Annotated in this window: 24 protein-coding genes; 1 reads left to right on the top strand and 23 read right to left on the bottom strand. The window is 40.4% G+C overall.

All coding sequences use genetic code 11. The features are described 5' to 3' along the window. Positions 1-8: 8 nt before the first annotated feature. The 7 genes from Q5911_RS07000 to Q5911_RS06970 form a co-directional block, all read right to left on the bottom strand. Positions 9-362 (bottom strand): DUF2304 domain-containing protein, encoded by a 354-nt coding sequence (locus Q5911_RS07000; RefSeq protein WP_303181982.1) that lies wholly within the window; start codon positions 360-362, stop codon positions 9-11. Between the two features lie 13 nt (positions 363-375). Continuing rightward, positions 376-1,086: a glycosyltransferase family 2 protein gene (locus Q5911_RS06995; protein WP_303181980.1), complete on the bottom strand. Its 711-nt coding sequence runs from the start codon at positions 1,084-1,086 to the stop codon at positions 376-378. 44 nt (positions 1,087-1,130) lie between these two features. Beyond that, positions 1,131-2,273 (bottom strand): glycosyltransferase family 4 protein, encoded by a 1,143-nt coding sequence (locus tag Q5911_RS06990; protein WP_303181978.1) that lies wholly within the window; start codon positions 2,271-2,273, stop codon positions 1,131-1,133. A 31-nt stretch (positions 2,274-2,304) separates the two neighbouring features. Then, on the bottom strand, positions 2,305-3,180 hold the full coding sequence (locus tag Q5911_RS06985) for a LicD family protein (protein ID WP_303181977.1): 876 nt from the start codon (positions 3,178-3,180) through the stop codon (positions 2,305-2,307). A gap of 1 nt (position 3,181) precedes the next feature. Continuing rightward, entirely contained in the window at positions 3,182-3,589 is a 408-nt protein-coding gene (gene tagD / locus Q5911_RS06980; protein WP_303181975.1) for a glycerol-3-phosphate cytidylyltransferase, read from the bottom strand. Positions 3,590-3,650: 61 nt separating this feature from the next. Next, positions 3,651-3,938 carry a hypothetical protein gene (locus Q5911_RS06975; protein WP_303181974.1) on the bottom strand — a complete coding sequence of 96 codons (288 nt, stop codon included), beginning with the start codon at positions 3,936-3,938 and terminating at the stop codon, positions 3,651-3,653. 17 nt (positions 3,939-3,955) lie between these two features. Then, positions 3,956-4,723: an acyltransferase family protein gene (locus Q5911_RS06970; protein WP_303181972.1), complete on the bottom strand. Its 768-nt coding sequence runs from the start codon at positions 4,721-4,723 to the stop codon at positions 3,956-3,958. 149 nt (positions 4,724-4,872) lie between these two features. Between Q5911_RS06970 and Q5911_RS06965 the strand changes: the two genes are divergently transcribed. Continuing rightward, positions 4,873-6,027 (top strand): CDP-glycerol glycerophosphotransferase family protein, encoded by a 1,155-nt coding sequence (locus Q5911_RS06965; protein WP_303181971.1) that lies wholly within the window; start codon positions 4,873-4,875, stop codon positions 6,025-6,027. Between the two features lie 19 nt (positions 6,028-6,046). On the opposite strand, the gene Q5911_RS06960 is transcribed toward Q5911_RS06965, so the two are convergent. From Q5911_RS06960 to recD2, 16 genes are all read right to left on the bottom strand, one after another. After that, a complete protein-coding gene (locus tag Q5911_RS06960) occupies positions 6,047-7,498 on the bottom strand; it encodes an oligosaccharide flippase family protein (protein WP_303181970.1) in 1,452 nt (483 codons plus the stop codon). A gap of 32 nt (positions 7,499-7,530) precedes the next feature. Further along, a complete protein-coding gene (locus Q5911_RS06955) occupies positions 7,531-8,655 on the bottom strand; it encodes a glycosyltransferase (RefSeq protein WP_303181969.1) in 1,125 nt (374 codons plus the stop codon). Between the two features lie 15 nt (positions 8,656-8,670). Next, on the bottom strand, positions 8,671-9,831 hold the full coding sequence (locus Q5911_RS06950) for a polysaccharide pyruvyl transferase family protein (RefSeq protein ID WP_303181967.1): 1,161 nt from the start codon (positions 9,829-9,831) through the stop codon (positions 8,671-8,673). 5 nt (positions 9,832-9,836) lie between these two features. Next, positions 9,837-10,883, bottom strand: coding sequence for an NAD-dependent epimerase/dehydratase family protein (locus Q5911_RS06945; RefSeq protein WP_303181965.1), 1,047 nt, complete (start codon positions 10,881-10,883; stop codon positions 9,837-9,839). Between the two features lie 12 nt (positions 10,884-10,895). Further along, on the bottom strand, positions 10,896-11,621 hold the full coding sequence (locus tag Q5911_RS06940) for an IspD/TarI family cytidylyltransferase (protein WP_303181964.1): 726 nt from the start codon (positions 11,619-11,621) through the stop codon (positions 10,896-10,898). Positions 11,622-11,645: 24 nt separating this feature from the next. Next, the gene (locus Q5911_RS06935; RefSeq protein ID WP_303181962.1) at positions 11,646-14,465 is read right to left on the bottom strand and encodes a L,D-transpeptidase family protein; all 2,820 of its coding nucleotides are present in this window, start codon (positions 14,463-14,465) and stop codon (positions 11,646-11,648) included. A 25-nt stretch (positions 14,466-14,490) separates the two neighbouring features. Further along, positions 14,491-17,013 carry a GH25 family lysozyme gene (locus Q5911_RS06930; protein WP_303181960.1) on the bottom strand — a complete coding sequence of 841 codons (2,523 nt, stop codon included), beginning with the start codon at positions 17,011-17,013 and terminating at the stop codon, positions 14,491-14,493. 35 nt (positions 17,014-17,048) lie between these two features. Then, on the bottom strand, positions 17,049-17,432 hold the full coding sequence (locus tag Q5911_RS06925) for a GtrA family protein (RefSeq protein WP_331592016.1): 384 nt from the start codon (positions 17,430-17,432) through the stop codon (positions 17,049-17,051). Positions 17,433-17,434: 2 nt separating this feature from the next. Beyond that, the gene (locus Q5911_RS06920; protein ID WP_303181958.1) at positions 17,435-18,358 is read right to left on the bottom strand and encodes a nucleotidyltransferase family protein; all 924 of its coding nucleotides are present in this window, start codon (positions 18,356-18,358) and stop codon (positions 17,435-17,437) included. 153 nt (positions 18,359-18,511) lie between these two features. Further along, complete coding sequence (locus Q5911_RS06915) at positions 18,512-18,775, bottom strand: HPr family phosphocarrier protein (RefSeq protein WP_076776936.1); 264 nt, start codon at positions 18,773-18,775, stop codon at positions 18,512-18,514. Between the two features lie 6 nt (positions 18,776-18,781). Next, positions 18,782-20,092 (bottom strand): CdaR family protein, encoded by a 1,311-nt coding sequence (locus Q5911_RS06910; protein WP_303181955.1) that lies wholly within the window; start codon positions 20,090-20,092, stop codon positions 18,782-18,784. After that, entirely contained in the window at positions 20,070-20,954 is an 885-nt protein-coding gene (gene cdaA, locus Q5911_RS06905) for a diadenylate cyclase CdaA (RefSeq protein ID WP_076776932.1), read from the bottom strand. Before cdaA ends, Q5911_RS06910 begins: the two co-directional genes overlap by 23 nt. 17 nt (positions 20,955-20,971) lie before the next feature. After that, positions 20,972-22,129: a hypothetical protein gene (locus Q5911_RS06900; RefSeq protein ID WP_303181952.1), complete on the bottom strand. Its 1,158-nt coding sequence runs from the start codon at positions 22,127-22,129 to the stop codon at positions 20,972-20,974. A 2-nt stretch (positions 22,130-22,131) separates the two neighbouring features. Then, a complete protein-coding gene (locus tag Q5911_RS06895; RefSeq protein ID WP_226394633.1) occupies positions 22,132-22,527 on the bottom strand; it encodes a hypothetical protein in 396 nt (131 codons plus the stop codon). Positions 22,528-22,585: 58 nt separating this feature from the next. After that, positions 22,586-23,305: a ComF family protein gene (locus tag Q5911_RS06890; RefSeq protein WP_303181950.1), complete on the bottom strand. Its 720-nt coding sequence runs from the start codon at positions 23,303-23,305 to the stop codon at positions 22,586-22,588. Further along, the gene (gene recD2 / locus Q5911_RS06885; protein ID WP_303181948.1) at positions 23,306-25,531 is read right to left on the bottom strand and encodes an SF1B family DNA helicase RecD2; all 2,226 of its coding nucleotides are present in this window, start codon (positions 25,529-25,531) and stop codon (positions 23,306-23,308) included. It abuts the gene before it with no gap. Positions 25,532-25,572: the final 41 nt, after the last annotated feature.

The following is a 25,572-nucleotide window of genomic DNA, read 5'->3' as shown; positions in this document are numbered from 1 at the left end:
TCTTTGTTTTACTCTTCATTTAATTTACTTTCCTGCTTCTCTTCAAACAAAGCAATTTCCTGCGCCAGCTGCTTAATCCTAATAGACATTCTGGAAACAGCAATAGTTAATCCAAAGATGATTACTAAAGAAAAGCAAAATCCCATAAAAAAAAGCATATTAATAGGGCTGGCAATCCCCAACTTAACTGACAACCAGGTTGTCAATTGAGGAAAACAATCCAAAATAAAAACAGCTATCCCTACCATCAGCCAAGCTAATGCATACCGTAACTCCAATCTTTTTTTTCGGATCATATCTACAATAACAACAAGTGCTATGATAACAATAACACCAACAATTATCTGTATCCTTATGTTCATCCTCTTCCTCCTATTATTTTCTTATCCGCTCTATTAATATAGCAAGGGTAACTTTAATCATATAATAAATTGACTTTTTTACGGAAATCGATGAAACCCCTCCCCCTCTTTCATGCATGACAACTGGTATTTCTTTCACTTTCATTTTATTGCGTAGTGCAAAAACAACACTTTCTGGTTCTGGATAATCCCTTGGATAATCTTTAGAAAAAATTCTCATCACATTTCTCCCTATCATGCGTAAACCAGATGTGGGATCAGTAATCCTAGTTCCTGTCAGCCAATAAATCAACTTTGAAAAAAAGCAAATTCCAACTCTCCTCATAGCTGATGATTGAAACCCTTGCTTTTCTATAAATCTTGAGCCAATAACCATATCCAAATCATACTTCACAAGATATTCACACATAACATTCAAAAACTCTGGATCATGCTGCCCGTCTCCATCTACTTGAACAGCCACATCATATCCTCTTTGATATGCATACATATACCCTGTCTGTACAGCTCCTCCTATACCAAGATTAATAGGAAGATTAATAACCTTAAAACTATTCGCCTCACAAATTTCACGAGTCTTATCCGTTGAGCAATCATTTATAATGATATAATCAAATCCTCCTGCCTGTTCTTTTATTGATTGAATCGTATTTTCAATATTTTCTTCTTCATTATAGGCTGGTATAATAATTAACTTTTTTAGCGTTTTTTGTTCTCTTTGCATCTTATTTACCACTCAATTTATAAGACAATCTTTCTTCAGTTTATCTACAGTTCTAATACCTTATCTGCCACTTTATCCCAAGTAAATTTTTCTAGCAAACGGCTATATGTAAGCTCTGAAGCATTTTTTCGTGTCTCAGGTTCACCAATCGCATCATTTAGCGCCTTTTTTAGCAAACTCACTGAATTATTCTCCAAAACCATTCCGTAACTGTCGTCAACAATCAACTCTTTAGCCCCACCATATTTTGTCGTAATAATATAGTTATGACATGCTGCTGCCTCTAAAACAGACGTCGGTAAACCTTCAGGATAAACAGTAGGGAGACAGAAAATGTCTGTTTCCTTTAATAAAGCTATTACTTCTGCATGTGAAATAGAGCCTAACAAACATATTTTTTTTGTTGCTATCTTTTCCAATCGTGCTTTTTCTTCGCCATCACCAGCTATAGCTAAGTAAACATTATCTGCCGGCAGCTCTAGAACAGCCTTAGCCAACGGAAAAACACCTTTTTCTTTCAGTAGTCTTCCTGTAAATGTAACTAAAATAGCATTTTGAGGAATCCCTAATTTTTCTCTATAACTGTGCGCATTTTCCTTTTCTAGCAAACTCGTCAGTCCATTCATATCCATAGCATTATATAATATCCCTTTGCCATTAATATGAAAATGCTTTAACCACTCTAGACTAGCCTGGGAGACACCATAAAATTCTGGAGAAAATCTTTTTTCCATGGCCGTAATAGAATGTTCATATACTTTCCCCAAAAAATCTATATATTTATTTGTCATAGGTATATGTCCCGTCCCATGTTCAATAACTATTGTAGGCACTTTCTTTTTATATCCCAACCAAACTCCATACAATGAAAGGGGATAAAATCTAGTATTAATAATAAGGAGGTCATAATTTTGGCAGGAAATAATACTATGAATTTTCCGGGCATCTGCATTCAGCTTTGGAATAGGTAATCTTCCATCCATGGCAGCAAAACACGGTAGTCTATAAACCTTTATACCGTCCATTTCTTCATAAAGCAACGTTTTATCTACATTTTGTGCAATGACTGTTACCGCATGTCCTTTTTCCACCAATTTTTTACCCAAATTATAAGTATATCTCTCGACTCCTCCTAAATGCGGAAGAAATTGTGCTGAAATAATACAAATATTTTTCTTTTTGCGCATATATTTCTCCTCAAACATATTCTCAAGAATATTAGACTACATTTTCCCCATCGCCAAAATCCAAAATATACGGGCAATGATTTACTCGTTTTTCTTCGGGTGGCATCTTCATATAATCCCCAAACAGTCTTGAAAGATAAACATCATACTTATTAGGCATCTTAACAGTGAGATTTTCAAATTTCATTTCTCTTAAAGGATATAATTCTTCTTTAGAAATATAAGCCCTATCTGACATTGTTACCTCAAATGCATTTATATACTTACATGACGTATCATTATATCTCTGAGCTTCTCTAAGAAGACACTTGTACAAAAATCGCGGCGAAATATGCAGAACTTTTAAAACATAGTGTGTTATTGCACAAATGACTTTTGCCACAATCTTCTTTATACCATTCAACGGTATGATCGGACTAGGAGTACCACACAGAAAGATCATCTTATTTAGTATCCATGTTCTCTTTAATTGACGTTTTCTCTTCTTAGCATCATCCGGCATATTGTCCATTGGAAAAATATCTATATCTATGCAAAGATCACATTTCAGTTTTCTATTACAATAAGGGACAAATTTTGTCCCTTTTTTCTGCAAATGTGTAACATTACATGCATAGTTTCTATCAATCAATGGTGTCAATATCTTATATTTTTCACCCATTTCACCTGGAAGAACTTCTAAAAATTTATTATAATCTTTTCTTGGCATCGCAACATCAATGTCGTCATCCCACGGAATAAACCCCTGATGTCTCACGACACCTATGCCTGTGCCTCCAAGCATAATGTAATCCAAATGATATTTTTCGCAAATCACTATAAAATCTGCTAATATCTCTAATTGCGTCTTTTGCAATCTTTTTAGTATTTCCGGCTCGTATTCTTTATATTGATATTCTTTTCGCATTTTATTTTCCAACCGTATTTATATTATTTAAATCCTTTTTTATTTGTGTTGTAGATATCTCAGGAGTTCTGGGAAGATAGATGACTTCACAGTACTCTTTTAAAAAATCAAATTTCCCCTCCCAGTCGTCTCCCATAACGAACGTATCTATATGATAAGCTCTCACATCCGAAATTTTCTGCTCCCAGCTTTCCTCCGGTATCACCAGATCCACATACCGCACAGCCTCCAGCAGCCTTTTCCTTTCTTCATATGAAAAATAACATTTTTTCTGTTTTTCTTTCCAATTAAACTCATCTGTAGATAAGGCTACAATCAAATAATCTCCCAATGATTTTGCTCGTTGGAGCAAATTTATGTGTCCATAATGCAACAAATCAAAAGTACCGTATGTAATTACTCTTTTCATCTTTTTCTCCATTATGAAATATTTTTTATCCTATTAATTATATTCTATCCTATATATGATGTCAAAGTAATTCTCTTTTAGCCCGATTCACAACCTTATCAAACAAAACCTTTCCGAATGCAGGCAAAGCACATCCCACAACAATATAAATCCCGTCAAAATGATAAGACACTGGAAAACTCGCCAAAATTTCTATATTTGACTCACCTGATACCATATACCAAATCACATCAACTATTTTAAAACTCAGAAAATGGAATGCCATAATTTCATATGTATACTTTCCCAAAAAGCTGAAAATATTAGCAATAACTTTTGTATATTTATTTATGATTTTTGCAAAGAACATACCTTGATATATGCCAATCAGAGATAAAAGTAAAAACTTTTAATCCCTACCATCTGCCCGGCAAGCAGTGGACGATATCCACATTTATACGCCAAATAAATCGTGCAAATAAAACAAGGTATTGCAATATATCCTTTCAAATATTTCGAAAAATCTTTAACATATGTATTAATAAAGTAAGCTAATACTAATAAAGGAATCACAAATAAAGAAACATCTAATCTGTAATCCAGCATAAACTTTAATTCCATGCGCTCATTCCCAAGGAAAAGGCATATTCCCGCAAGGCATATTATTATATTTTTAATGAGAATGGAATGCTTTTTACTATATTTTCCAAAAGTATTGCCAGCATAGATTATTAGCCCCAGCAGACTTGATGCTAGAATCAAAGGAGGTACAAACCACATTGCACCGCATAAATCTTCAGTATTATTCATTACTATATTATTCAAAAAATAATTTCTGTAATCAGAAAAATCCCATTTACTTCCTTCTATTCGACATATAAACTGGAAACTATCGAAGAAATGCAGAATCCCTATCAGAGAGGTATATATCACATACTTACTCCAATTACTTTTTATCCTGTTTCCAATATTTAAAAAAGGATCATTACCATATTTCTTCTCATTGTACAAAAAGCCCGAAACGAAAAAAAACAGAGCAAGATGATATGTATATACATAATCAGACAACAGATATGATGCATGCCCTACAACAACAAAAAATATGGCCATTCCCTTTAATATGTCAAAATATTTCCTTCTTTCCATTATCTCCATTTTCTCTCATCCTTCCGTAAAGCTTTAATTTACAAATCCCCCCTTAATCTATACTACTTTCAGGCAAATTGACTCTTTAATAGAAACATGCTAATATAAATTACACTTTAATGACATTCCAAGTCAATCGGAGAGGAGCCCACATAATTATGAAAGACTATATATATATTATAAGCATATTTCTTATTCGCCTACTACTAAAGATCATCCCGCATGGTAAAATCAATGAACGCCAAGCTATCTTTATCAGCTATTTGGGAAAACAATATTCTTGCAACCCAAAATACATCAGCCAGGCTCTTCTTGATAGAGATCCTGACTTTTCTGTCATCTGGGCATTTGAAGATCCAGAAAAATTCCAATACCTTAACGAAGCTAATATCACCATTGTAAAATATAATTCTTTTCAGTTTATAAGGAAATGTCTCACTTCAAAATATATCATTACCAACACTCGAGATTTAGCACATATACCACTATCTTCATCTCAAATTTTAATTAACACATGGCATGGTGGAGGAGCATACAAAACAGTAGGTACTGCTGTATCTACCCTTCCAAAATCCGAAAACTATCGGCAATATATTTTCCAAAAGACAAATATAGTTTTTATTTCCAGTTCCAAAGCTTTTACTGATTTAACAATAAAATCCAGTTTTCACCATAAAGGAAAAATACTGGAATGTGGAATGCCCCGAAATGATATATTAATTAACAAGAACATGGACTCCATAAACCAAAAAGTCCGCTTTTTACTTCAGATCCCTGCTGATCATAAAATACTTATATATGCTCCTACATATCGAAAAAACAAACTTCCTGATTCATACTCCTTCGATACACGAGCTGTTAAAAAAGCTCTGTCCGAGAAATTTGGAGGCAATTGGGAAATATTGTTTCGGATGCATTATTACATTATAAAACAACTGTCACATGATCACAATGATTTTATTGATGCATCAGACTATCCAGATATGCAGGAGCTACTATACGCCTCTGATGCGCTTATCACGGATTATTCGTCTTCAATTTGGGACTTTTCTTTCACTAAACGTCCTTGTTTTTTATATGCAACAGATTTATCTGCGTATGATTTAAAACATGGTTTTTACACAGACATTCACACCTGGCCATTTCCTTTGGCAGAAAGCAATAAAGAACTTGTTCAGAACATTCTACAGTTTGATGAACAACAATACTTTAATGCTGTTAAGCAACATCATTTGCAGCTAGGGTCTTTTGAGAGAGGGACCGCCTCTGCCCAGATTGTTGATTATATCCTTAATCCTTCTATACAAAAATAGAGCAACATAAAAAGATTTGTTATTTCATTGAAATCAGTGTCCGGGCTATCTGCATTATAGTATTTCGCTTTATTACTATAAGGATTAATGCAATTGCTAATATTGTATAGCGAATCCACAAATGTGTGTATGTCGCCAACGCAACAATAGTAACTCCACCAAAAACCAAAAGAATAAGCAATATTGTCTTTATATCATATAATTTAGCATTTTGCCCATGTTTCTTACATATTCTAATCATAAAAACATAATGCAAAATCGCAAAAATAATATAACTAGCTAATGTTGTATAACCTGCTGCCAAATACCCCACCCAAGGTATAAACGCCAAATTTAGAGCCACATTCAATACTGCCGCCCCTACGGAAGCAATTGCTGTCATTTTTCCTTCTTCATAATAAAACTCAACATTTATAAACTGCTGATATATATACATGATCAACACACTAGCCACAACCGGTGGCACAATCCATATTGCCTCATAATATTCTGCTGGAGCAAATATTTTAATAATTTCAGGGGCAAAGAAAACAACCATTAAATTTAATCCAGCAAAAAACACCACTGAAATATTTGTTATTTTGGGGATATCCTTTACCTCCTGTTTTTTTAGAGATTTAAAAAGCCAAGGTTGCAACGAGTTATTAAGGGCAGTGTTAAATAAAAGCATTATCATCGAAACACTATATGCAACACTATAAATCCCCGCTTCTTTATCGCCGACTATCTGCTGAATCACAATTCTATCGGAATGACTAAGAACCATCGTCGACAAATAATATGGAATCAAAGGAATATTTGTTCGTAATCCATAAATACAATAAGATAGTTTAATCTTTGACAAGAATAATTTACGGAAAAATATCAGGAGAAGTATTGCTGTTAAAATTTCTACAATTGTCCTTGCAAAAATTATAATTTCGGCCTCTTTTTTCAAAAAAACAATTCCTAATATTCCCAAAAAGGGTGTAAAAAATGTGCATGCAAGCGTCAAGACCACCATTTGAATATATTTATTTTCTACTCTCTGCCATCCCTTCCAAAAATTTGCAATAGGTGTAGCATACATAATCAGGAAAATAAATACAGTGATCGTTGTATCCATTTCTGTCAGTCCATTGATTCCATCTGTAAAAAGCAAATATATGCCAAGAAAAAATGTTGTAACAACAAGACTCAGCACTTCCAATGAAGATGTATACGAATATTTATCGTCACTATATTTCGTTAGACCTACTATATATGCTCCAGAGAATAAACGCAAAGTTACGATTATTTCAAAAATCTCTAGCCAGGACAGAAACACACTATATCTTCCATACTCTGAGGCGCTTAATAACCTGGTATAAATTGGAACAACTAACATATTAATTCCTTTTTGTCCAACATTACAAATTGTATACCATATGGCCGCCTTTAGCTCTATTGAAAGATTCTCATATCTTATTTTTATCTTTTTGATACTTATCATTTTGCACACTCTTCTATACTATCAACATCAATTTAACTATACAAATTTTGGATCTCTTCAAAGAAAGAATTTTTGTCAAATCCCTCCTGTTTTATAACTGTTGTCGCACCGTCTCTGTTGCTAAAAGATTCCCTTTGATTATATATTTGCATAATAGTTTTTTTCCACACCGCAATATTATCTAAAGGCAAGAAAAAGACATCCTCCCTTAATTTGGTCTCTGGCGAAAAATTATCTGCAAACAAACATGGAAGTCCAGAAGCCTGTGCTTCTATTGCAGCAATGGGAAATCCTTCATGTAAAGAAGGCATTAAAAAAACATCCATAGCCTGTAGCCACTGATTCACATTTCTTCTTTCCCCTAAAAGTAACACATAGTCTTCTAGCTGAAGCTCTTTTACTTTCTGCCTGATTTTTTCCTCTAACGTGCCAGTTCCTATAATCAGGAGTTTAATATTCCTATTTTCTCTCTTTAGTTCCTTCATAATATCCAAAAGATACATTTGATTTTTTACTGGACTCAAGCGTCCAACAGTTCCTAACACCAGGCAATTTTCTGACACTTGTATCTCCCTTCTATATTTTTCTCTAGTATCAGGATTAAATTGATATTTCGATACGTCTATTTTATTTCGAATATATACCCAAGGAACCTCAGTTTCTCCTTTACATCCAAACATCCACTCTGCTGCCTTTTCAGAACACGCAACCAAGTTGGTCGCACTTTGTCTAATATTTTTTTGCAAACTCGCAAGAACTTTTTGCTCAAACATATTAAATCTTCTCTCTGATGAATTATGAGAATGTACAATTATTTGAGGAATATTTTGTCTTTTCGCCACATTCAAGGCTACAAATGCATACAAAATCACACCTGTATTAATGTGCACTATATCATAAGTATTTTTAGAAAGTTCTTTTCTTAAATCCTTTGCGAAAAAAAAGTATCTAGTAGCTTTCCTTAAATTAATATTCCCGTCTATAACCTCAACACCTAAGCTTTCAAAAGACTCTTTTAACTCATTATCGTAATTTTCTCCGCAGCAGTACCATGTATATTGGTATTGATTCTTCGATGCTCCAATCCATTCTTCCAAAAATTTTTGTACTCCCCCACGCGCAATATTACCTGTACTAATAAGCAAGACTTTCTTCAATTTCTAGCACCTCTTCTAAAGCAACTGCAAAAATTCATTTATTGATTTTTGAGTGCATCTTTTCCAATTTTCGCGATTTTTTTGATCGTATATTCCTCTAATAGCTTTTTGCAATTTTACAAATAATTCCATTCCCGTAAACTCTTCTTCGTCCAAAAAAAACTCTTCAAGCCTGGCCATTTCAGCAAAATGCAGCATTTTTTCATCCCAAACAAAGCCTGACACAGGAACATCCAGAGAATAAGCACATATACAAGCATGTAATCTAGCTCCTAATATTCCTCTGTAGCGTGATATAACACGAATTAAATCTTCCGCATCTTTAGGAACCACAATAGTTTCTTTTATATTTTCTTCCATGCCACAATTCTTTAGCACTTTCAGTCCGAATATATAGTCTTCTGGCAACCCATTAGTAAAAAATTCCCATTCTATTTCTTCCCTATTTAATATTTCAATCAACTCAGAGTAAGCCTCAATTAATTGTTTCTCAGAAAGCTTTCTCCAGCCATAATCTGTATAAATATCTCCTCTTATTAAGTTTATACCAACTTTATCGCCAGATTGCTTACGCTTCCCATAACATTCTGGTATCCAAAATGCTGGATCTCCAACTGGAAGAATTCTAATAGACTTACTCGTAATGTAATCACTTTTTAATCTTTCTGCTCCTACATATCCATCACGCGTAGTAATCATCTTTACACACGGATAATTTGCATGTACTCGCAAACATTTACATCGCCAATCATCCGCGTTATATTTTTGAACATTCATAGCATCAAACATAACAGGAATATTCAATTTTTCAGCACATTCAACCGCTATTGAATACTGTGCCCACAAATTCTGTGTACCATATTTAAAACTTCCACAGGCAAAAATCAATCCGTCTGCTGTTTTCAATATATTATAATAATACTTATAAAAACGAATTCTCATAGCTACATAGACTAATTTATATGAAATTGTACTATTTGGAAGAAAATTGGCCAACAAGCGTATTCCTCCATATATCAAAAATCTAAAATTTTTTTTACAAAATCCCAAATCTAAAGTTACACACTCAGTCTCTTTCCTGCAAATTTCCACCAGGAATTCTACGCATTCCCCGATGAAATGATCTCCATAATTTTGTATACTATTCAATCCTGCTAGAACAACCCGCTTTTTCATTTCTCTTATTTATTCTCCATTTCTATCAACATCCGCTGATAAGCTTCCACCATGCCTATAGCCGGCTCCCATCCTAATGCGCGAAGTTTGGATGAATCCAATTTCATACGTACTGCTGGAGCATATCCATATAAATTCTTTTCAGGAATGTCATACACGATTTTAATTCTTCCCTCTGCAATATTTTCTGCAACTAATCTGGCCATGTCTTTAATCGAGCTATGCATTTCTTCATTTACAATGTTATATGCATTGGCGTCGTCCCCCTCCATAAGGATAAGCAAAATTGCCCTGATTGCATCACTTGTATAGCAATAATTCCCCTCAGACTCTCCTGTTGTATGCAGTACGATGTCCTTCTGCTCCAGTACAGCCTTTGCAAATTGTGCAAAAACTCTATTTTCTCCTGGTAATATACCTGCGCCAAACATTTGCGCCAAACGCGCAATTTTCACTTTGACTCCATATTCACTATGATACGCAACGCATAAATTCTCACACAGCCTCTTACTCTCAGGATAATCACTTCTAACTGCAAGAGGATCAAGATAGCCTATGTCTTCTTCTGCGATTTTTTTCTCACTATGTATTTCTCCATACATTTCCATAGAGGATATATATACAACACTTTTGGGGCTGCTTTTTACAGAATACTCTAAAATTGCCTTTGTACTATTTAAAGATGACAATATCGTTTCAACCGGCCTCTCTATCATTGTTTTGGATGATGTCACTGCCGCTGTATGGATAATATAATCAACTGGATCACAATTTATCATTGCTTGATTACAAAAATCAATTTTAATGAAAGATAAAGCCGGGTCCTCTATGCTCTCTCCCAATATTGCTTTAGCTTTCTTTTCATCACGAATCTGTGCTATAATGCGTAGATTCATATCATAAAAAGAATTACAATATAATAATGTTCTGATTAAAAGGGAGCCCAGATAACCTGTTGCTCCCGTTATTAAAAATGACGCATTCGTTAATTTTTGATGTGGAAAATTTGATAACGCTATCTCTCTGAAATCTTCTTCTAATATTTTTCCCATAATAAACTCCTTTTACTCCACATCGTATATCTGAGAATCTTCTTTTGCAGCAAGCAGCGCTCGCATAATATAAAAGTCCTCAGGTGTAGTAATTTTTATATTTTCGTCCGATCCCTCCACTATATGTAGCTGCTTCCCATAATATTTCATTAGGCTACAAGAATCGATAAAATCTTTTTTACATTCTTTCAATGCTTTTCTATGTGCCTCTAATATTTCTTCAAGCCAAAAACTTTGTGGTGCCCTTGCAAGCTTCGCTTTTTCTCGATTTACAATAGAGTCAACTTTACATTTCCCATCATATAATATAATAGTCTCTTTGGCGTCAACACAGGTAATAGCACTCCCATGCTGTATTACAGATTCAATGTTCTTATCAAGCAGATCTGACGAGATCAACGGTCTAACACCATCATGAATCAACACAATATTTCTTTCTTCTTTCGCTATCTCTTCTGCTGCACACAGCCCATTGTAAATGGACATTTGTCCAGTCTCTCCGCCTGGGACAATTTTTTTTACTTTCGACAAATTGTAGTGAGAAACCAATTTCTCCAAATGAGGAATCCATTCTTCAACACATGCCACCACAATCGCATCTATATTTGAATCATATTGAAACACTTCTAATGTATACACAATAATGGGTTTCCCATACATAACAAGGAACTGCTTTGGCTTCTCCTTACTTTTCATTCTTTTGCCGATTCCCCCGGCAAAAATGACTGCAATATTCATCTTATACTTTTCATCTCCGTTAACTTAATATATAACCACTTTTGTTCCCCGTGGAATATTATCATAAATCCATTTTGCGTTAGCAATATCCAATCGAACACATCCATGTGATGCGTTTATGCCCAATCTGCCATCCATAATATTCGATTGGCTGCCAGGATAGTATAAAACTGAATGAAATAAGTAGTCATTATAGAACTGCGTATAGTACCAGCACGTATACCCACTGCCAAATGCCAGGCCTTTATTTTGTACAACAAATTCTCCCTTTACCGTCGGAGTAGATGCTGCTCCAGATGTACAACTCCAATCATGTACTCTGTTCCAGTTGTTCGTATGTCCGCTAAACACTCCGACTTTATTTGACGTCGTATCCACCAATATCAACCAACCAGTCGCACTGCTATAAATCTGAGCTTTATCAAGCATAGGGTCAACAATCAATGCACCTGTCACTGGATTAAAATGATATACCCTTCCATCAATCACCTGAGTCCCATATACCATAGCTCCATCTGGGCCATAATACACTTTCTTCCCAGGTAAGTCACACCATCCCGTTTTCATTGCCCCTGTGCCAGGGGTAAAATAATACCATTTGCCATTTATTTTCTTTTCACCATAGCACATCGTCCCGTCAGCATTATAATAAACTTTCTTATTCGGGAAAGAATGCCATCCAGTAAGCATCTGCCCATCATGTCGTGGATCAAAATAGTACCAGTTTCCATCTATTTTCAATTCTCCTGTATACTTATCACCGGATTCTAAAAAGAAGTATGCTTTTCCATCTATCTTCTGAAAACCTTCAACACAAATACCTGTCACTTTACAGAAATAGTATCCAACACCTTCTATTGTTTTCCACCCATACACCATATGACCTTTTTCATCATAATAATATGTGTGTCCACTATGCTTCGTCCATCCAACAGACATAATCCCACCATTTTCAGGATTAAAATAATACCAATATCCATCAATTTTTCTTTCACCAACGTAACGTTCTCCATCTACATAGTAGTAAATATTACCTTCTTCTTTACGCCACCCAGGTAAAAGCTCTCCCGTAATCTCATGAAAAAGATAAGTTATCCCATCTACTTCGTTCCAGCCATGATACATTTTCCCATCTTTCCCATAATAATAAGTTCTATCATGATGTTCAGTCCATCCTGTTGCCATAATTCCCGTGACAGGCTGGAAATAATACCAAGCCCCTTCTATCTTATACTCACCATACTGCATCTGGCCATTTCGGTTATAATAGTATGAATGTCCACTATGGCTCACAATTCCTGTCTGCATTATCCCGGACTCATTATCGAAATAATACCACTTGCCATTGATTTTCTTTTCTCCAAGGCACATAGAACCATCTGCATTGTAGTAAACCTTTTCTCCACTTTCCAATGTACGGAATCCGGTTTTCATCGCTCCGCTTTTCTGATCAAAAAAGTAAGATTTACCATTTATTTCCTGCTCACCGTACAGCATTTGCCCGGACTCATTATAATATACCGTCTTTTTCGGCAATGCACAGAAACCTTTCGCCATTGCTCCTGTTGTTGGTTTGAAATAGTACCAGAAACCATCTATCTTCTTCTCTCCATAATACATAGTTCCGTCACTATTATAATATACAGTTTTAGCTGGCAGATCCCATAATCCTGTAGTCATCACTCCTGTCTGCTCATCAAAATGATACCACTTGCCATTAATCTTCTCTTCACCAAGGCACATCGAACCATCCGCACCATAGTAAACCTTTTCTCCACTTTCCAAAGTGCGAAATCCCATTTTCATCGCTCCGGTTTTCTGATCAAAGAAGTAAGATTTACCATTTATTTCCTGCTCACCGTACAGCATTTGCCCGGACTCATTATAATATACCATCTTTTTCGGCAATGCACAGAAACCTTTGGCCATAGCTCCTGTTGTCGGTTTGAAGTAGTACCAGAAGCCATCCATTTTCTTCTCGCCATAATACATAGTTCCATCACTATTATAATATACGGTTTTTCCCGGCAGATCATATAGTCCCGTAGTCATCACTCCTGTCTGTTCATCAAAGTGATACCACTTACCATCTATCTTCCACTCTCCTTGAGCAACTCCTCCTTGCTGTAAGATATAAATCAGTCCATTTTCCGTATTTTTCCAACCGCTAATCAGCTTTCCTGTATTTTCTTCAAACTCGTATTCTATTCCATCAATTTCTATTTCACCATATACCATTTCACCGGAAGGCAAATAATAAACAGTCTTCTGTGCTAACTGCACAAACCCTGTCTGCATTGCCCCTGTTCCACTTGCAAAATAATACCATTTACCATTTATTTTTTGTTCACCATATGCCATTTCACCGGATGTTAAGTAATATACTGTTTTTCCTTTATCATTCAGATGATAAAAGCCTGTAGTCATCATGCCAGTATTTTCATCAAAATGATACCACTTCCCGTCTATCTTCCGCTCACCAAAGACTTTTTTACCTGATGGTTCATAGTATTGGACACCGCCTTCCATCTCTTTCCACCCTGTAAACATCGCTCCAGTCACATCGTCAAAATAGTACCATTCTCCATCTATTTGCAGATCACCATAGACTTTTTCCCCATCTTGGTAATAGAATTTATCTTGTCCTATTGTTACCCAGCCATTTTTTACTTCTTCCTGTTCGTCATTTTCTTTCATTATATCCTCACAAGTGTCGACCTGTGTTTTAGATATTACTGTCCTAGTTCCTTCTTCCACAGAACACTCTTCTGCTTTTACACCAGAATTACTCAACAGACATACGCCCAACAGCATAAAAAAGAACAAGCGTTTTTTTAATTTCATTACTCATCATCCTCACTCAACAATGCTATTTTCTGACCAACGCACCTGTGTTTTCCATAAAATAATATATCACTCCGTCTATAACCTGCTCACCATATACCATTGCTCCATCTTCCCCATAATAAACCGTTTTAGTTGGAAGATCATACCAGCCTCTGACCATCTCACCAGTAACAGGTTTGAAACAGTACCATTTCCCGTCTACTTTCTTCTCTCCGTAGACCATAGCCCCATCTTCTCCATAACAAACTGTTTTAGAGGGAAGTTTATATATTCCCACTGTCATATAGCCAGTATTTTCATCAAAATGATACCATTTACCATCTATCTTTTTCTCACCAGTTACTATAACACCTTCTGTATCACAATATTTTGTTCCACCTGCAGATTGATACCAACCTACTACCATTGCTCCTGTCTGGTCAGCCAAAATATATGTCTTACCATCTATTTCTTGTTCACCATAAAGCATTGCACCGTCCAGACCATAATAAACTCTTTTTCCTTTCTCAGTATTATCATACCAGCCGGTCACCATCGCTCCTGTCTGCTTATCAAACATGTACCACTTTCCATCTATCTTTTGATCACCATAAACCATTGCTCCATCTGAGCCATAATAGACACGCTTTCCTTTATCGATATTATCATACCAGCCGGTCACCATCACTCCTGTCTTCTCTGTGAGCATATACCATTTTCCGTCTATCTTCTGCTCCCCATAGACCATCTCTCCATCTGGGCCGTAATATGTCCGTCCTCCTCTATCAATATTGTCGTACCAGCCGGTCACCATTGCACCTGTCTGTTTATCAAACATATACCATTTCCCGTCAATTTCTTGCTCGCCATACAATATTATTCCGTCTGGTCCATAGTAGACACGCTTACCTTTCTCAGTATTATCATACCAACCGGTCACCATCGCTCCTGTCTGCTTATCAAACATGTACCACTTTCCATCTATCTTTTGATCCCCGTATACCATCGCTCCATCTGAGCCATAATAGACACGCTTACCTTTCTCAGCATTGTCATACCAGCCGGTCACCATTGCCCCCGTCTTATCTGTAAGCATATACCATTTTCCGTCTATCTTCTGTTCTCCATAGACCATCGCTCCATCAGAACCATAATATACACGCTTACCTTTCTCGGTATTATCATACCAGCCGGTCACCATTGCCCCTGTTTTGTCGGCAAGCATATACCACTTTCCGTCTATCTTTTGCTCGCCATATAACATAATTCCGTCCGAACCATAGTAAACGCGCTTGCCTTTCTCGGTATTATCATACCAACCGGTCACCATTGCCCCCGTCTTCTTATCAAACATATACCACTTTCCATCTATTTTCTGATCTCCATAGACCATTGCTCCATCTGAGCCATAGTAGACACGCTTACCTTTCTCGGTATTATCATACCAGCCGGTCTTCATTCTTCCTTTATCATTTTTGTCAAAATAGTACCATTTTCCGTTTACCTTTTGTTCGCCAAAAAGCTGCTTTCCATCCAAATAGCAATATGTACCATCTTCCTTCTCTACAAGAACAGGCTGTGACTCACCGATTCTGAAATCCATATTAAGATCTACAGGGCCAGAAATGCCATCCACGCTGCCACTGCTGGTACATTGCCACATGTCATATATTCCAGTATAGCTACAAGAATGATAGTATTGAGCCACCCATTTAGACCATGAAGAATTATTAAATACAGGATTAGTAAGATAATTATTCCACCAATTTAGATTGGCATAGACCCCCACTTTATATCCTGCATTAGCAATCTTATTAAGAAAAACTTGCGCTATACTTGCGTTATCCGCATTAATAATATCATCATCTTCCAAATCAAGATATACCGGATAAGAAAGGCTATGCCCATTCAAAAGGTTCAGCACAAAATCAGCCGCTCCGTTTGCACCATCTATGGTAGTAATATAGGAATACAGATATACTCCATAGGGAATACCCAGCCGCTCACATTCTGACACATTATATTTAAACCAGTTATCCTCATGTCTGGATTGATTACCTGTCCAGCCAACACGGATAATTGCATATTCTACTCCGTCAGCCTTTGCTCTGGCCCAATCAATCTGCCCTTGATGTTCACTGACATCAACGCCTCTTCTTTTCACTCCAGGTATTACCTCTCCGCGGTCATTATAATACTGTCCATTAACCTTTTCCCATGCATTAGTAGCGGATCTAGACGAAAAAGTATCAGGTATGATTAATTCTCCTTCCGAATATCTCCAGCTGTTTTCTTTAAATTCTTTAGTTTCTTCAGATTCGCCTTCATTTGCTGTATCCTCTTTCATCTCCTGCGTATTCCCATCAGAACCAACTATTTCCTCTGCTATTTCATCTTCCGCAACATCTTCTGCAACACTCTCCTCTATACTCTGTTCAGGTTCTGAACTATTTTCCTGTTCCTCCTGGCTTTCCTGAGCATTCACAATAGAGCTTGGCACTGCAGTAATCGCCATAGCTCCCACAACCACACATAACAACAACTTCCTGGCAATTTTCCTTTTCATTTGCTTTCCTCCTCATCGTTTCAACTAAAAACCATTTACTTTTTTTCTAAAATCAATTTTCTTGTAATAAAATTATATACCATCACAACTGCCGTGGCCCCTATTTTAGATATCATATAAAAAATACCTAATATATCTACACAAAACCACATCAGCGCCTGATTGATACCCAATCCAATTACACTCAGAATTATAAAAATCACAAATTCTTTAATACGATTCCCTTTTTTTGTTTCAAATACGAATGTCAAACTTAATATATAGTTCACAATCACCGATACAGTAAAGGAAATTCCTGAAGAGATGAGATAATTAATATCTATAATCTCTGTCAAAAAAACCATAATACCGTAGTCGATAAAAAAACAGAGGAAACCAACCATGCCAAATTTTATAATTTGTTCAAATAATTTTTTCACTCTTAATCTCCCTTTTTCTGATAATCCCCTTGATCAATCAACTCCTTTATAGAATTAACCACAACATCCTTATCTTCTTTATATGTAACCCCAAACCACCTATCTTTAGACTGCAAAACCTTGACTTCTACCTGATTTGCTTTTAATAAATCTCCAATAATTGTAGGCAAAAGATATTCAGCTTTAACATCTTCCATCGCAATTTCAGATAAAAACTTATCGAACCCATCGTCTAAGATTTCAAAAAAGTCCGGAGTCAGCCCCCACATATTCATAGAAACTTCCGATTCAACGTCAATTTTCTCTCTTCTATCCTCTTTCTGAACAGCAGCACCTTCCTGCGTTTTGACGATATTATGTGTTTCCACAATATCTGTAAGCATGTGGAACTCATCAACTCTGCATATTCCACGGGTCACACCGCCATTGTCACTAAGTGTATTTTTCAGCACAAATCCAACCATGCACACCGGCAGCTTATCTGAATGAGGATCTCTTTTCATCTCCTGAAGATAACTATATGCCTCTTTATATGCCTGTTTTCCATAATAGTCATCCGCATTGATCACAAGAAACGGTTCGTGTACCAGATCTTTACAACAAAGGATAGCCTGTCCGGTTCCCCATGGCTTTGTCCTTCCCTGAAACTTATCTTTATACTCTTCCGGAATATCATCCAATTCCTGGAATGCATAGGCAGTCTCCACCTGCTTTTCAATTCGTTTTCCTATAATCTCTTTAAAATCCTTCTCCAAATCCTTCCGAATTACAAACACAACTTTATCGAACCCAGCCTCAAGAGCATCATATATGGAATAATCCATAATAATTTCACCATTCGGTCCCACCGGTTCCAACTGTTTGATCCCACCGCCAAAGCGGCTTCCTATTCCTGCCGCCATAATAACCAAAGTTGCATTACCCATAATTTAAATCTCCTCATATTTTAAACTTGTAGTATTATACCCCAAAACATATGCCTTTTCAAGGCGACTAGTTTCTTATACGTTAACTATAGAAAGAGGCATGTACAGAAATTCAATAATATCCTGCCATGCCTTGTTATCCAACTTGTTCCCTTACTCTCCCAGCCCGTCCTCGATCGCTTTCACCATGGCAGCCAGAGCTTCCTCCTCATCAGGCCCCTCACAGATCAGCTCGATCTCATCGCCCTTCTTGATGCAGGCGCCAAGCACGCTGAGCACACTCTTGGCGTTGGAAGTAGTTGTATCATGCTGAAACGTAATCTTGGAATCGAATTGTACCGCCGTGTTGCAGAAGATCCCAGCCGGGCGAAGATGCAGCCCCGTTGGATTGTTAATGACCACCTTTTTACTTACCATAATACTTTAACCTCCTGATGATTCATTGTCCGTATCTTCTTCGGCAGTATTGTCTGCCGCTGTTGTTCTCTCCTGAAGAGTGACTGTCACTGTCACGGATGTTTCCACTGTGCAGTCGGCAGCATCCGACGGAAGAGTGATCGTCACAGGCACTTCATAATCCCCCGCCTTTGTGCATTCTTTCAGATCTATACTAACGGTCAGATCACTGAGCTGCAGACTGTTCAGCTGCTCCTGGGGACCTCCTATGTGGACCTCCAGGTCGTCCCCGCTTCCATACCCGGAAACAGTCAGGCTATCGCTCAGATTGTCGACAGTTATAGAGCCCACCGGAATGTCAAAACTTTTCGTGCCTTCCCGTGCAACCCGGGCTGTCACCAGTATGTTGTTGCCGTTCTCATCTACCAGTCTTGTTCCCTCCGGCAGATAAGGTGTAATGTCCACTGTCTGCTCTGTCCTTTGGGAGATAGACGTGATGTCTACGGCATCGGCAGGTATGCGGATGCCTTCCAGTGCATCCAGCACCTCCTCCTCTCCTGCCAGCTGGATCTCCTCTGGAGTCCATGTCACTTCGGAGATAGAGTATCCGTCCGCCGCTGTGACGCCTGATGTATCTACAGTCACCGGTATCCGGGCTGTGTGATACAGCGTCACATTGACTTTCACACCTGTTGTTCCCAGATTGTTGGCCAGCTGCTCTGCACTGATCTCGTTGTTATCCGAATCATAATAGGTCAGCACAGCATCTATAGAGGAGTCTTCCGAGAGACCGGACACATTGACCTGCGCCACCACTTTGCTGATCCTGTCGATCACAGACTCCGGTCCGTTGACTGTGACGCGCTCCGGATCCGCCTGCACATTACCGAGGACATATCCGTCCCGCACAGTTCCTGTTGTTGTCACCGTAATGGGGAAGGTATCACTCTTATTCTGCTCGATCTTCACCTGGACATTTCTTGGGTTTGCAGTTGCACTTTCAAATTCATAGCCAGGTATCGTGATCTCTATGGGGATCTGGGACTCCAGATACAATTCCCGCATGTCAGCGGTAGCCACGATATTCTCCGCGCTGATCTTCTCCAATACAGACCTTGTGGCAGATACAGTCACGCTGACTGTGTCTGTTCCATCCAGCACCTGATAGGATCTCTGGTCCTGAGTCACCACTTCCGCATGTTCAATGGTGACGGGGATACTGTCGAAAGTCTTCGTGTCCACCGGATCATCTATGTTCACCACAAGCAGCCACAGCATAAAAGCGAATAAAAACGCAAGGAGCTTCAGGCCAATATTATTTGTCAGACTTTTTTTCATGACTCAGCCTTCCTTTCCATTTTGCTAATATGCCGTGTGAATCTCTGCGCTTGTTCTGGATGTCTTCCAGATATTCTCTGAGCTTTTCCCGGGAAATATTCCGGTCCAGAACGCCGCCCTGCGCCACAGATACATATCCTGTCTCCTCAGACACGACGATGACAAGGGCGTCGCTGACTTCGCTGAGCCCCACTGCCGCTCTGTGTCTTGTTCCCAGCTCCTTACTAAGCCCCATGTTATCGGACAGAGGAAGATAACATGTGGCAGAGACGATCCTGTCATTCCGAATAATAATTGCGCCGTCGTGCAGAGGTGTGTTGTGCTCAAAAATGTTGATAAGCACCTGGCTGGACACGATACAGTCCAGCTGAATACCCGTGCTCTCATACTCTGTCAGCCTGATCGCCTGCTCTACAACGATCAGAGCCCCTGTTTTGGCCTTACCCATAATATAGGAAGCATCAATGATTCCGTCAACAGTGTCCTCGCTGAAGCGTCCTTTGTCCTTTGTGCTGTCAAAAGGCATCACCACACTGATATATTTTCTCTCTCCCAACTTCTCCAGGGCGCGCCGCAGCTCAGGCTGGAACACAACAATCAGAGCCGTGGCAAGAACTGTCAGAGAGTTTCGCACGATCCACAGTATAGTGTGCATCTGAAAAAGATACGCCAGGAAAATGAACACACCAAGAACCAGGATACCCTTGAGCAGCATCCAGGCCTTTGTGTTCTTGATCCATATCATAAGCTGATATACCAGAAATGCAATGATCAGTATCTCGACGATATCTGTCAGATGCATTTCCGGAAAGTAGGCGTTTCTTATATATCTTTCAAAGAATTGCGTAATTCTTGCTTCCATGCGTTCACTTCCCGTCTTTAATCATTCCGCTCCTCTTCGTCCAGATGAAGTTCCTTCTGCAGGCTTCTTGTGAGAAGGAGCTGATCCATATTACCGGTGATCCGGCTTTCTTTTTTCCGGGGAGAACGGGATCTGCCGGCTGCGCCGGTTTTCTTAGGCTTCTTTTCGCCTTCCTCTTTTGCCCCGGCGCTCTCAGCGCTCTTTCTGCGGATCTCATCTGTATTGATGATCTCCGTCTCCTGGTTCTCCGCGCGCCGGTTGATGCGCTTCACCGTCTTCTCCGGTGCGGCGACCACGATCTTCGGCACCGCTTTCACGTAGTAATAATATTCATCATCTTCATACTGGACACTCTCCGTCCGAGAATAGTCCACAGCAAAGAACAAAAGTTCAAGGATCAGTCCCACGATCACTGCCGCCACATTTCCAAGGATCAGTTCCGGATAGGAGACTTTTACATCCAGCACAGCACTGCCCGCAGCTACGATAACGATGCCCGCGACAGCCCCGGCTGCCGATGCGCTCTTCCATGCATGGCTGACGGACATCCTGCGAACCTGATACACCAGGAAGAGAGCAATGACAAAGGCAAGGATCATGACGATCATCTCCCTGTTCTGGAACACCTGCTGCAGATACGTCATCACCTGGCTGATCATGCCTTCCGCACCGCCGTTCTCAAGGGCAGATGCGGAGGTTTTCACATAATCGATCATATAGTACACGACTGTACCGCAGATGACAGGCACCACACTGATCGGTGTTCCCACCAGCCCGAACGCCACGGGGATCACATAGGGAATGTGGAACATGAATGCCAGAGGCATCAGAAGGATCACGACCGCAGTCTTCGGACTGAACCGGACATAGAATACAAACATAATAACGAACACCACTGCCGTGACGGCCATGATTCCTAAAGACACAGCCGCCATCTGCACAAGGATCAAAACAGCCGCCGCAAGCACTGTGACGATCATGGGAAGGAACGCACAGATGACCGCCAGCCCCACCGTGATCAGTGGATTGGACAGAAGGCTCATAAAGCCAAGGTCGTGGTTGATCATGTAAAATACAGCCAGAGCCAGTATGAACTGGACACCTTTGTCTATAAACTTTGAATATTTTGCATATACCTGCTGGATCTGGCCCTTTATGACATATAAATTATCCATCGCTATTTATTCTCCTTTTCGTACATTTTCATCAGCTGTAGTAAACCGTGGTTATATCTTTTCATCCGCATTCTCGCATCTCTGTGTTTCCTGTTGGATATCCTGCTGGTGATGATAAATGTAATGATCAGGAGGGCAAGATAGCCGAGGAGGATCACCGCCACAAGCATAATGATCAGAGCCAGCGTCAGTTTCTCCATCCAGCCTGTCATTCCCCAGCCAAGGACCAGGAGCATGGCACAGCCGTATCCGATCGTCGTCCAGATAAATGTGGCAATCATTTTCATGCTCACATAATCTTTTTTATAGTAGGCGCTGATCTTCATATCCTCCCTGCCCTCGTTCTGCTCGTAGAGGGCAAGTTTGGTCATCAGCCTGATTTTTCGTTTATCTAACATAATGCACCTCAAAGTGTAAATTTTCTGGTTTTAATCATTATTTTCAGTATAACAAATATCAGTATCCTTGTCCAATACTTATAGTTAAAAAGTAAACTTTTTCAGCCCCCGCTTTTTTCAGTGTCCGGGACGCACTATCCAGGGTACTCCCGGTGGTATATATGTCATCTATAAGGAGGACCTTCTGCCCCGCAAGGGAACGTCCTGTCCACTGAAAAATCCCCCGCACATTCTCTCTCCTGGCCGCCGGATCCAGGCTCTTCTGCGGCCTTGTATCCCGCCATCTCACCAGATGGTCTGCGTCCAGAGGAATCTGCAGTTTCCCTGACAGTTTCTCCGCCAGGATCTCCGCCTGGTTAAATCCCCGGCTTCTTCGTTTCTTTCGCCCAAGCGGGATCGGAACGATCAGGGTGATGCCCCTTTTTCTGATATAGCCTCCATAGGTCCGGGCCATCTCAGAGGCATAGAACCCTGCGTAAATCCGCCGATTGTGAAATTTAAACTGGTAGATGGACCAGGCCGCCTGCTTCCGGTGCAGCCAGAGAGCCCGGCCTTCGTCAAAGTAGTGGCGCGTGCGGCTGCAGTCCCTGCAGAATTCCTCCTGGTCACTGCCAATAGGTTTCCCACACTTTTTGCAGAGTGGCTCCCGGAGGGGACGCACTTCCCGGGCACAGTCCGGGCAGACTTCCCGCTCTGTCACCCGCCCGCATAAGGGGCAGGTGTTTGGGTACAGGAGACGCAGCGCAGCCTCTCCTGCCTTCCTGATAAGCTGATTCATTTAACATATATCTTGGCAAAACTCCCGTATTCTCTCATCCAGGCTGGTATTCCGGTCCTGTTCACTGTCGTTTTGTATCATGCTCTGGAATACCGTCTCACTCCCCACAATGGTCACACACTTCCGGGCCCTTGTCACCGCCGTGTAAAGCAGATTCCTGTTGTACAGCTGCCTGGGGCCGGAAAGAAGAGGGATGACCGCAGCCGGATACTCGCTCCCCTGGGATTTATGTATCGTGATGGCGTAGGCCAGTTCCAGCTCGTCCAGCATCTGGAAAGGATATGTCACCACTCTGTGCTCATCATACTCAACGGCCAGTGTCTCCTCGTAGATGTTGATAGACTTCACGATCCCCATATCCCCGTTGAAAACCCCCACGCCCTTGTCAATGGTCATACCGTACCTGGTAGAGATCTCCCACTCCAGCTGGTAATTGTTTTTGATCTGCATCACCTTGTCGCCCACCCGGAATTTCTTTTCTCCATACTCCTTCTCTGCCTTGGACGGATCCGGCGGATTTAAGTATTCCTGCAGGATCTTATTCAGCCTCTCCACCCCAAGCAGTCCTTTTCTCATGGGCGTCAGCACCTGGATATCATATGTGGAGGCTCCCACATATTTAGGAAGCTTTTTCTGGATCAGCGTGAGAGTCACGCTGATGATGGTATTGGCGTCCTGCCGCTTGAGGAAAAAGAAATCCTGACTCTTGTTGTCCAACACCACCTGCTCTCCCCGGTTGATCTTGTGGGCATTTACCACGATATCGCTCTCCCCGGCCTGTCGGAAGATCCTGGTCAGCTCCACCACGGCAAAGGCTTTCGAGGCGATCATGTCTTTCAGCACGCTCCCCGGTCCCACGGAGGGCAGCTGGTTCACATCCCCCACCAGGATCAGCCGCGTTCCCGGGCACACGGCGCACAGGAGCGCATGCATCAAAGGCAGGTCCACCATGGACATTTCATCGATGATAATAACGTCGGCCTCCAGCTGATTTTCCATATTTCTCTGAAATCCTGTCCCTGCCCCCTCTTCCTCCGGATTTCCACTTACTTCCAGCAGCCGGTGGATCGTCTGGGCCTCCCATCCTGTAGCCTCTGTCATCCTCTTTGCCGCCCGACCGGTGGGCGCAGCCAGCCGTATATCCATGGCCTGGCTGTCAAAATACTGGATCATCGCATTGATGGTGGTGGTTTTTCCGGTTCCCGGGCCTCCGGTCAGGATCATCACGCCTCTTCCCACCGCCTCTGCCACTGCCTGGCGCTGTCTTTCATCCAGAGGCATATCCATCTGTTTCTCGATGGATGCCAGCCTTTTTGCCACATCCTCTCTGTCTGCTTTCGCGGCAAGATTCAGGTCATGGAGCATTTTTGCTGTGTTCAGCTCCAAATAATAATAGTTGGACGCATAGACCCGCTTTCCGTCGTCCCCCTCTTTGAGGACTACTTTTCTCTCCATGGCAAGATCCATGAGATATTTTTCAATATGCTGGATCTCCACTCCCAGAAGCTCTCCTGCCTTCTGAAGGAGCGGTCCCTCCAGAAGATAAACATGTCCTTCGCCCACGCTCTGGAGGAGCGTGTAAAAAATGCCGCTGCGTATCCGGTAGTCAGAGTCGGCGTGGATGCCGATCTTTCTTGCGATCTCATCCGCTGTCTTAAAGCCGACCCCGCTGATGTCATCTGCCATCTGGTAAGGATTTTCTTCCATGACCTGGTACATCCTGTTTCCGTAATAGTCATAGATCTTTGCAGCCAGCGTGGTGCTGATCCCATATTTCTGCAGGTAGATCATGGCTCTTCTCATATCCTTCTTCTCTTCGATCTGCTCCGCTATCTCACGGGCTTTCCGCTCGCTGATCCCCTTGACCTCTGCCAGGCGCTCCGGCTCCTCCTCGATGATCCGGAACGTGTCCTCCTTAAACCGGCGGACAATACGGCCTGCCAGAGCTGCTCCCAGCCCTTTGACTGCCCCTGATCCCAGATATCTTTCTATGGAGACCAGATCCTCCGGCTCGCACACCTCTGAAGTCTGCACATGGAGCTGGACCCCGTACAGGGAGTGGGTCACATATTCTCCTGTCAGTTTCAGCAGCTCTCCCTCGCTGATGTAGTGGAAAGTACCCACGCAGGTCAGCTCCCCGTCCTCGTTATTCAGATTAAACACAGTATATCCATTATCTTCGTTGCGAAAGATAATGTGCTCCACATATCCTTTTACTTCTTCCATGTAAGTACAAATCCTCTTTGTAATGAAAATTGCCGCCGGAA

The organism is Lachnoclostridium phocaeense (assembly GCF_959599685.1).
Classification (GTDB): domain Bacteria; phylum Bacillota; class Clostridia; order Lachnospirales; family Lachnospiraceae; genus Claveliimonas; species Claveliimonas monacensis.
The sequence above is the reverse complement of the archived record's forward strand: the minus strand, read 5'-3'. Positions and strand labels throughout refer to the sequence as shown.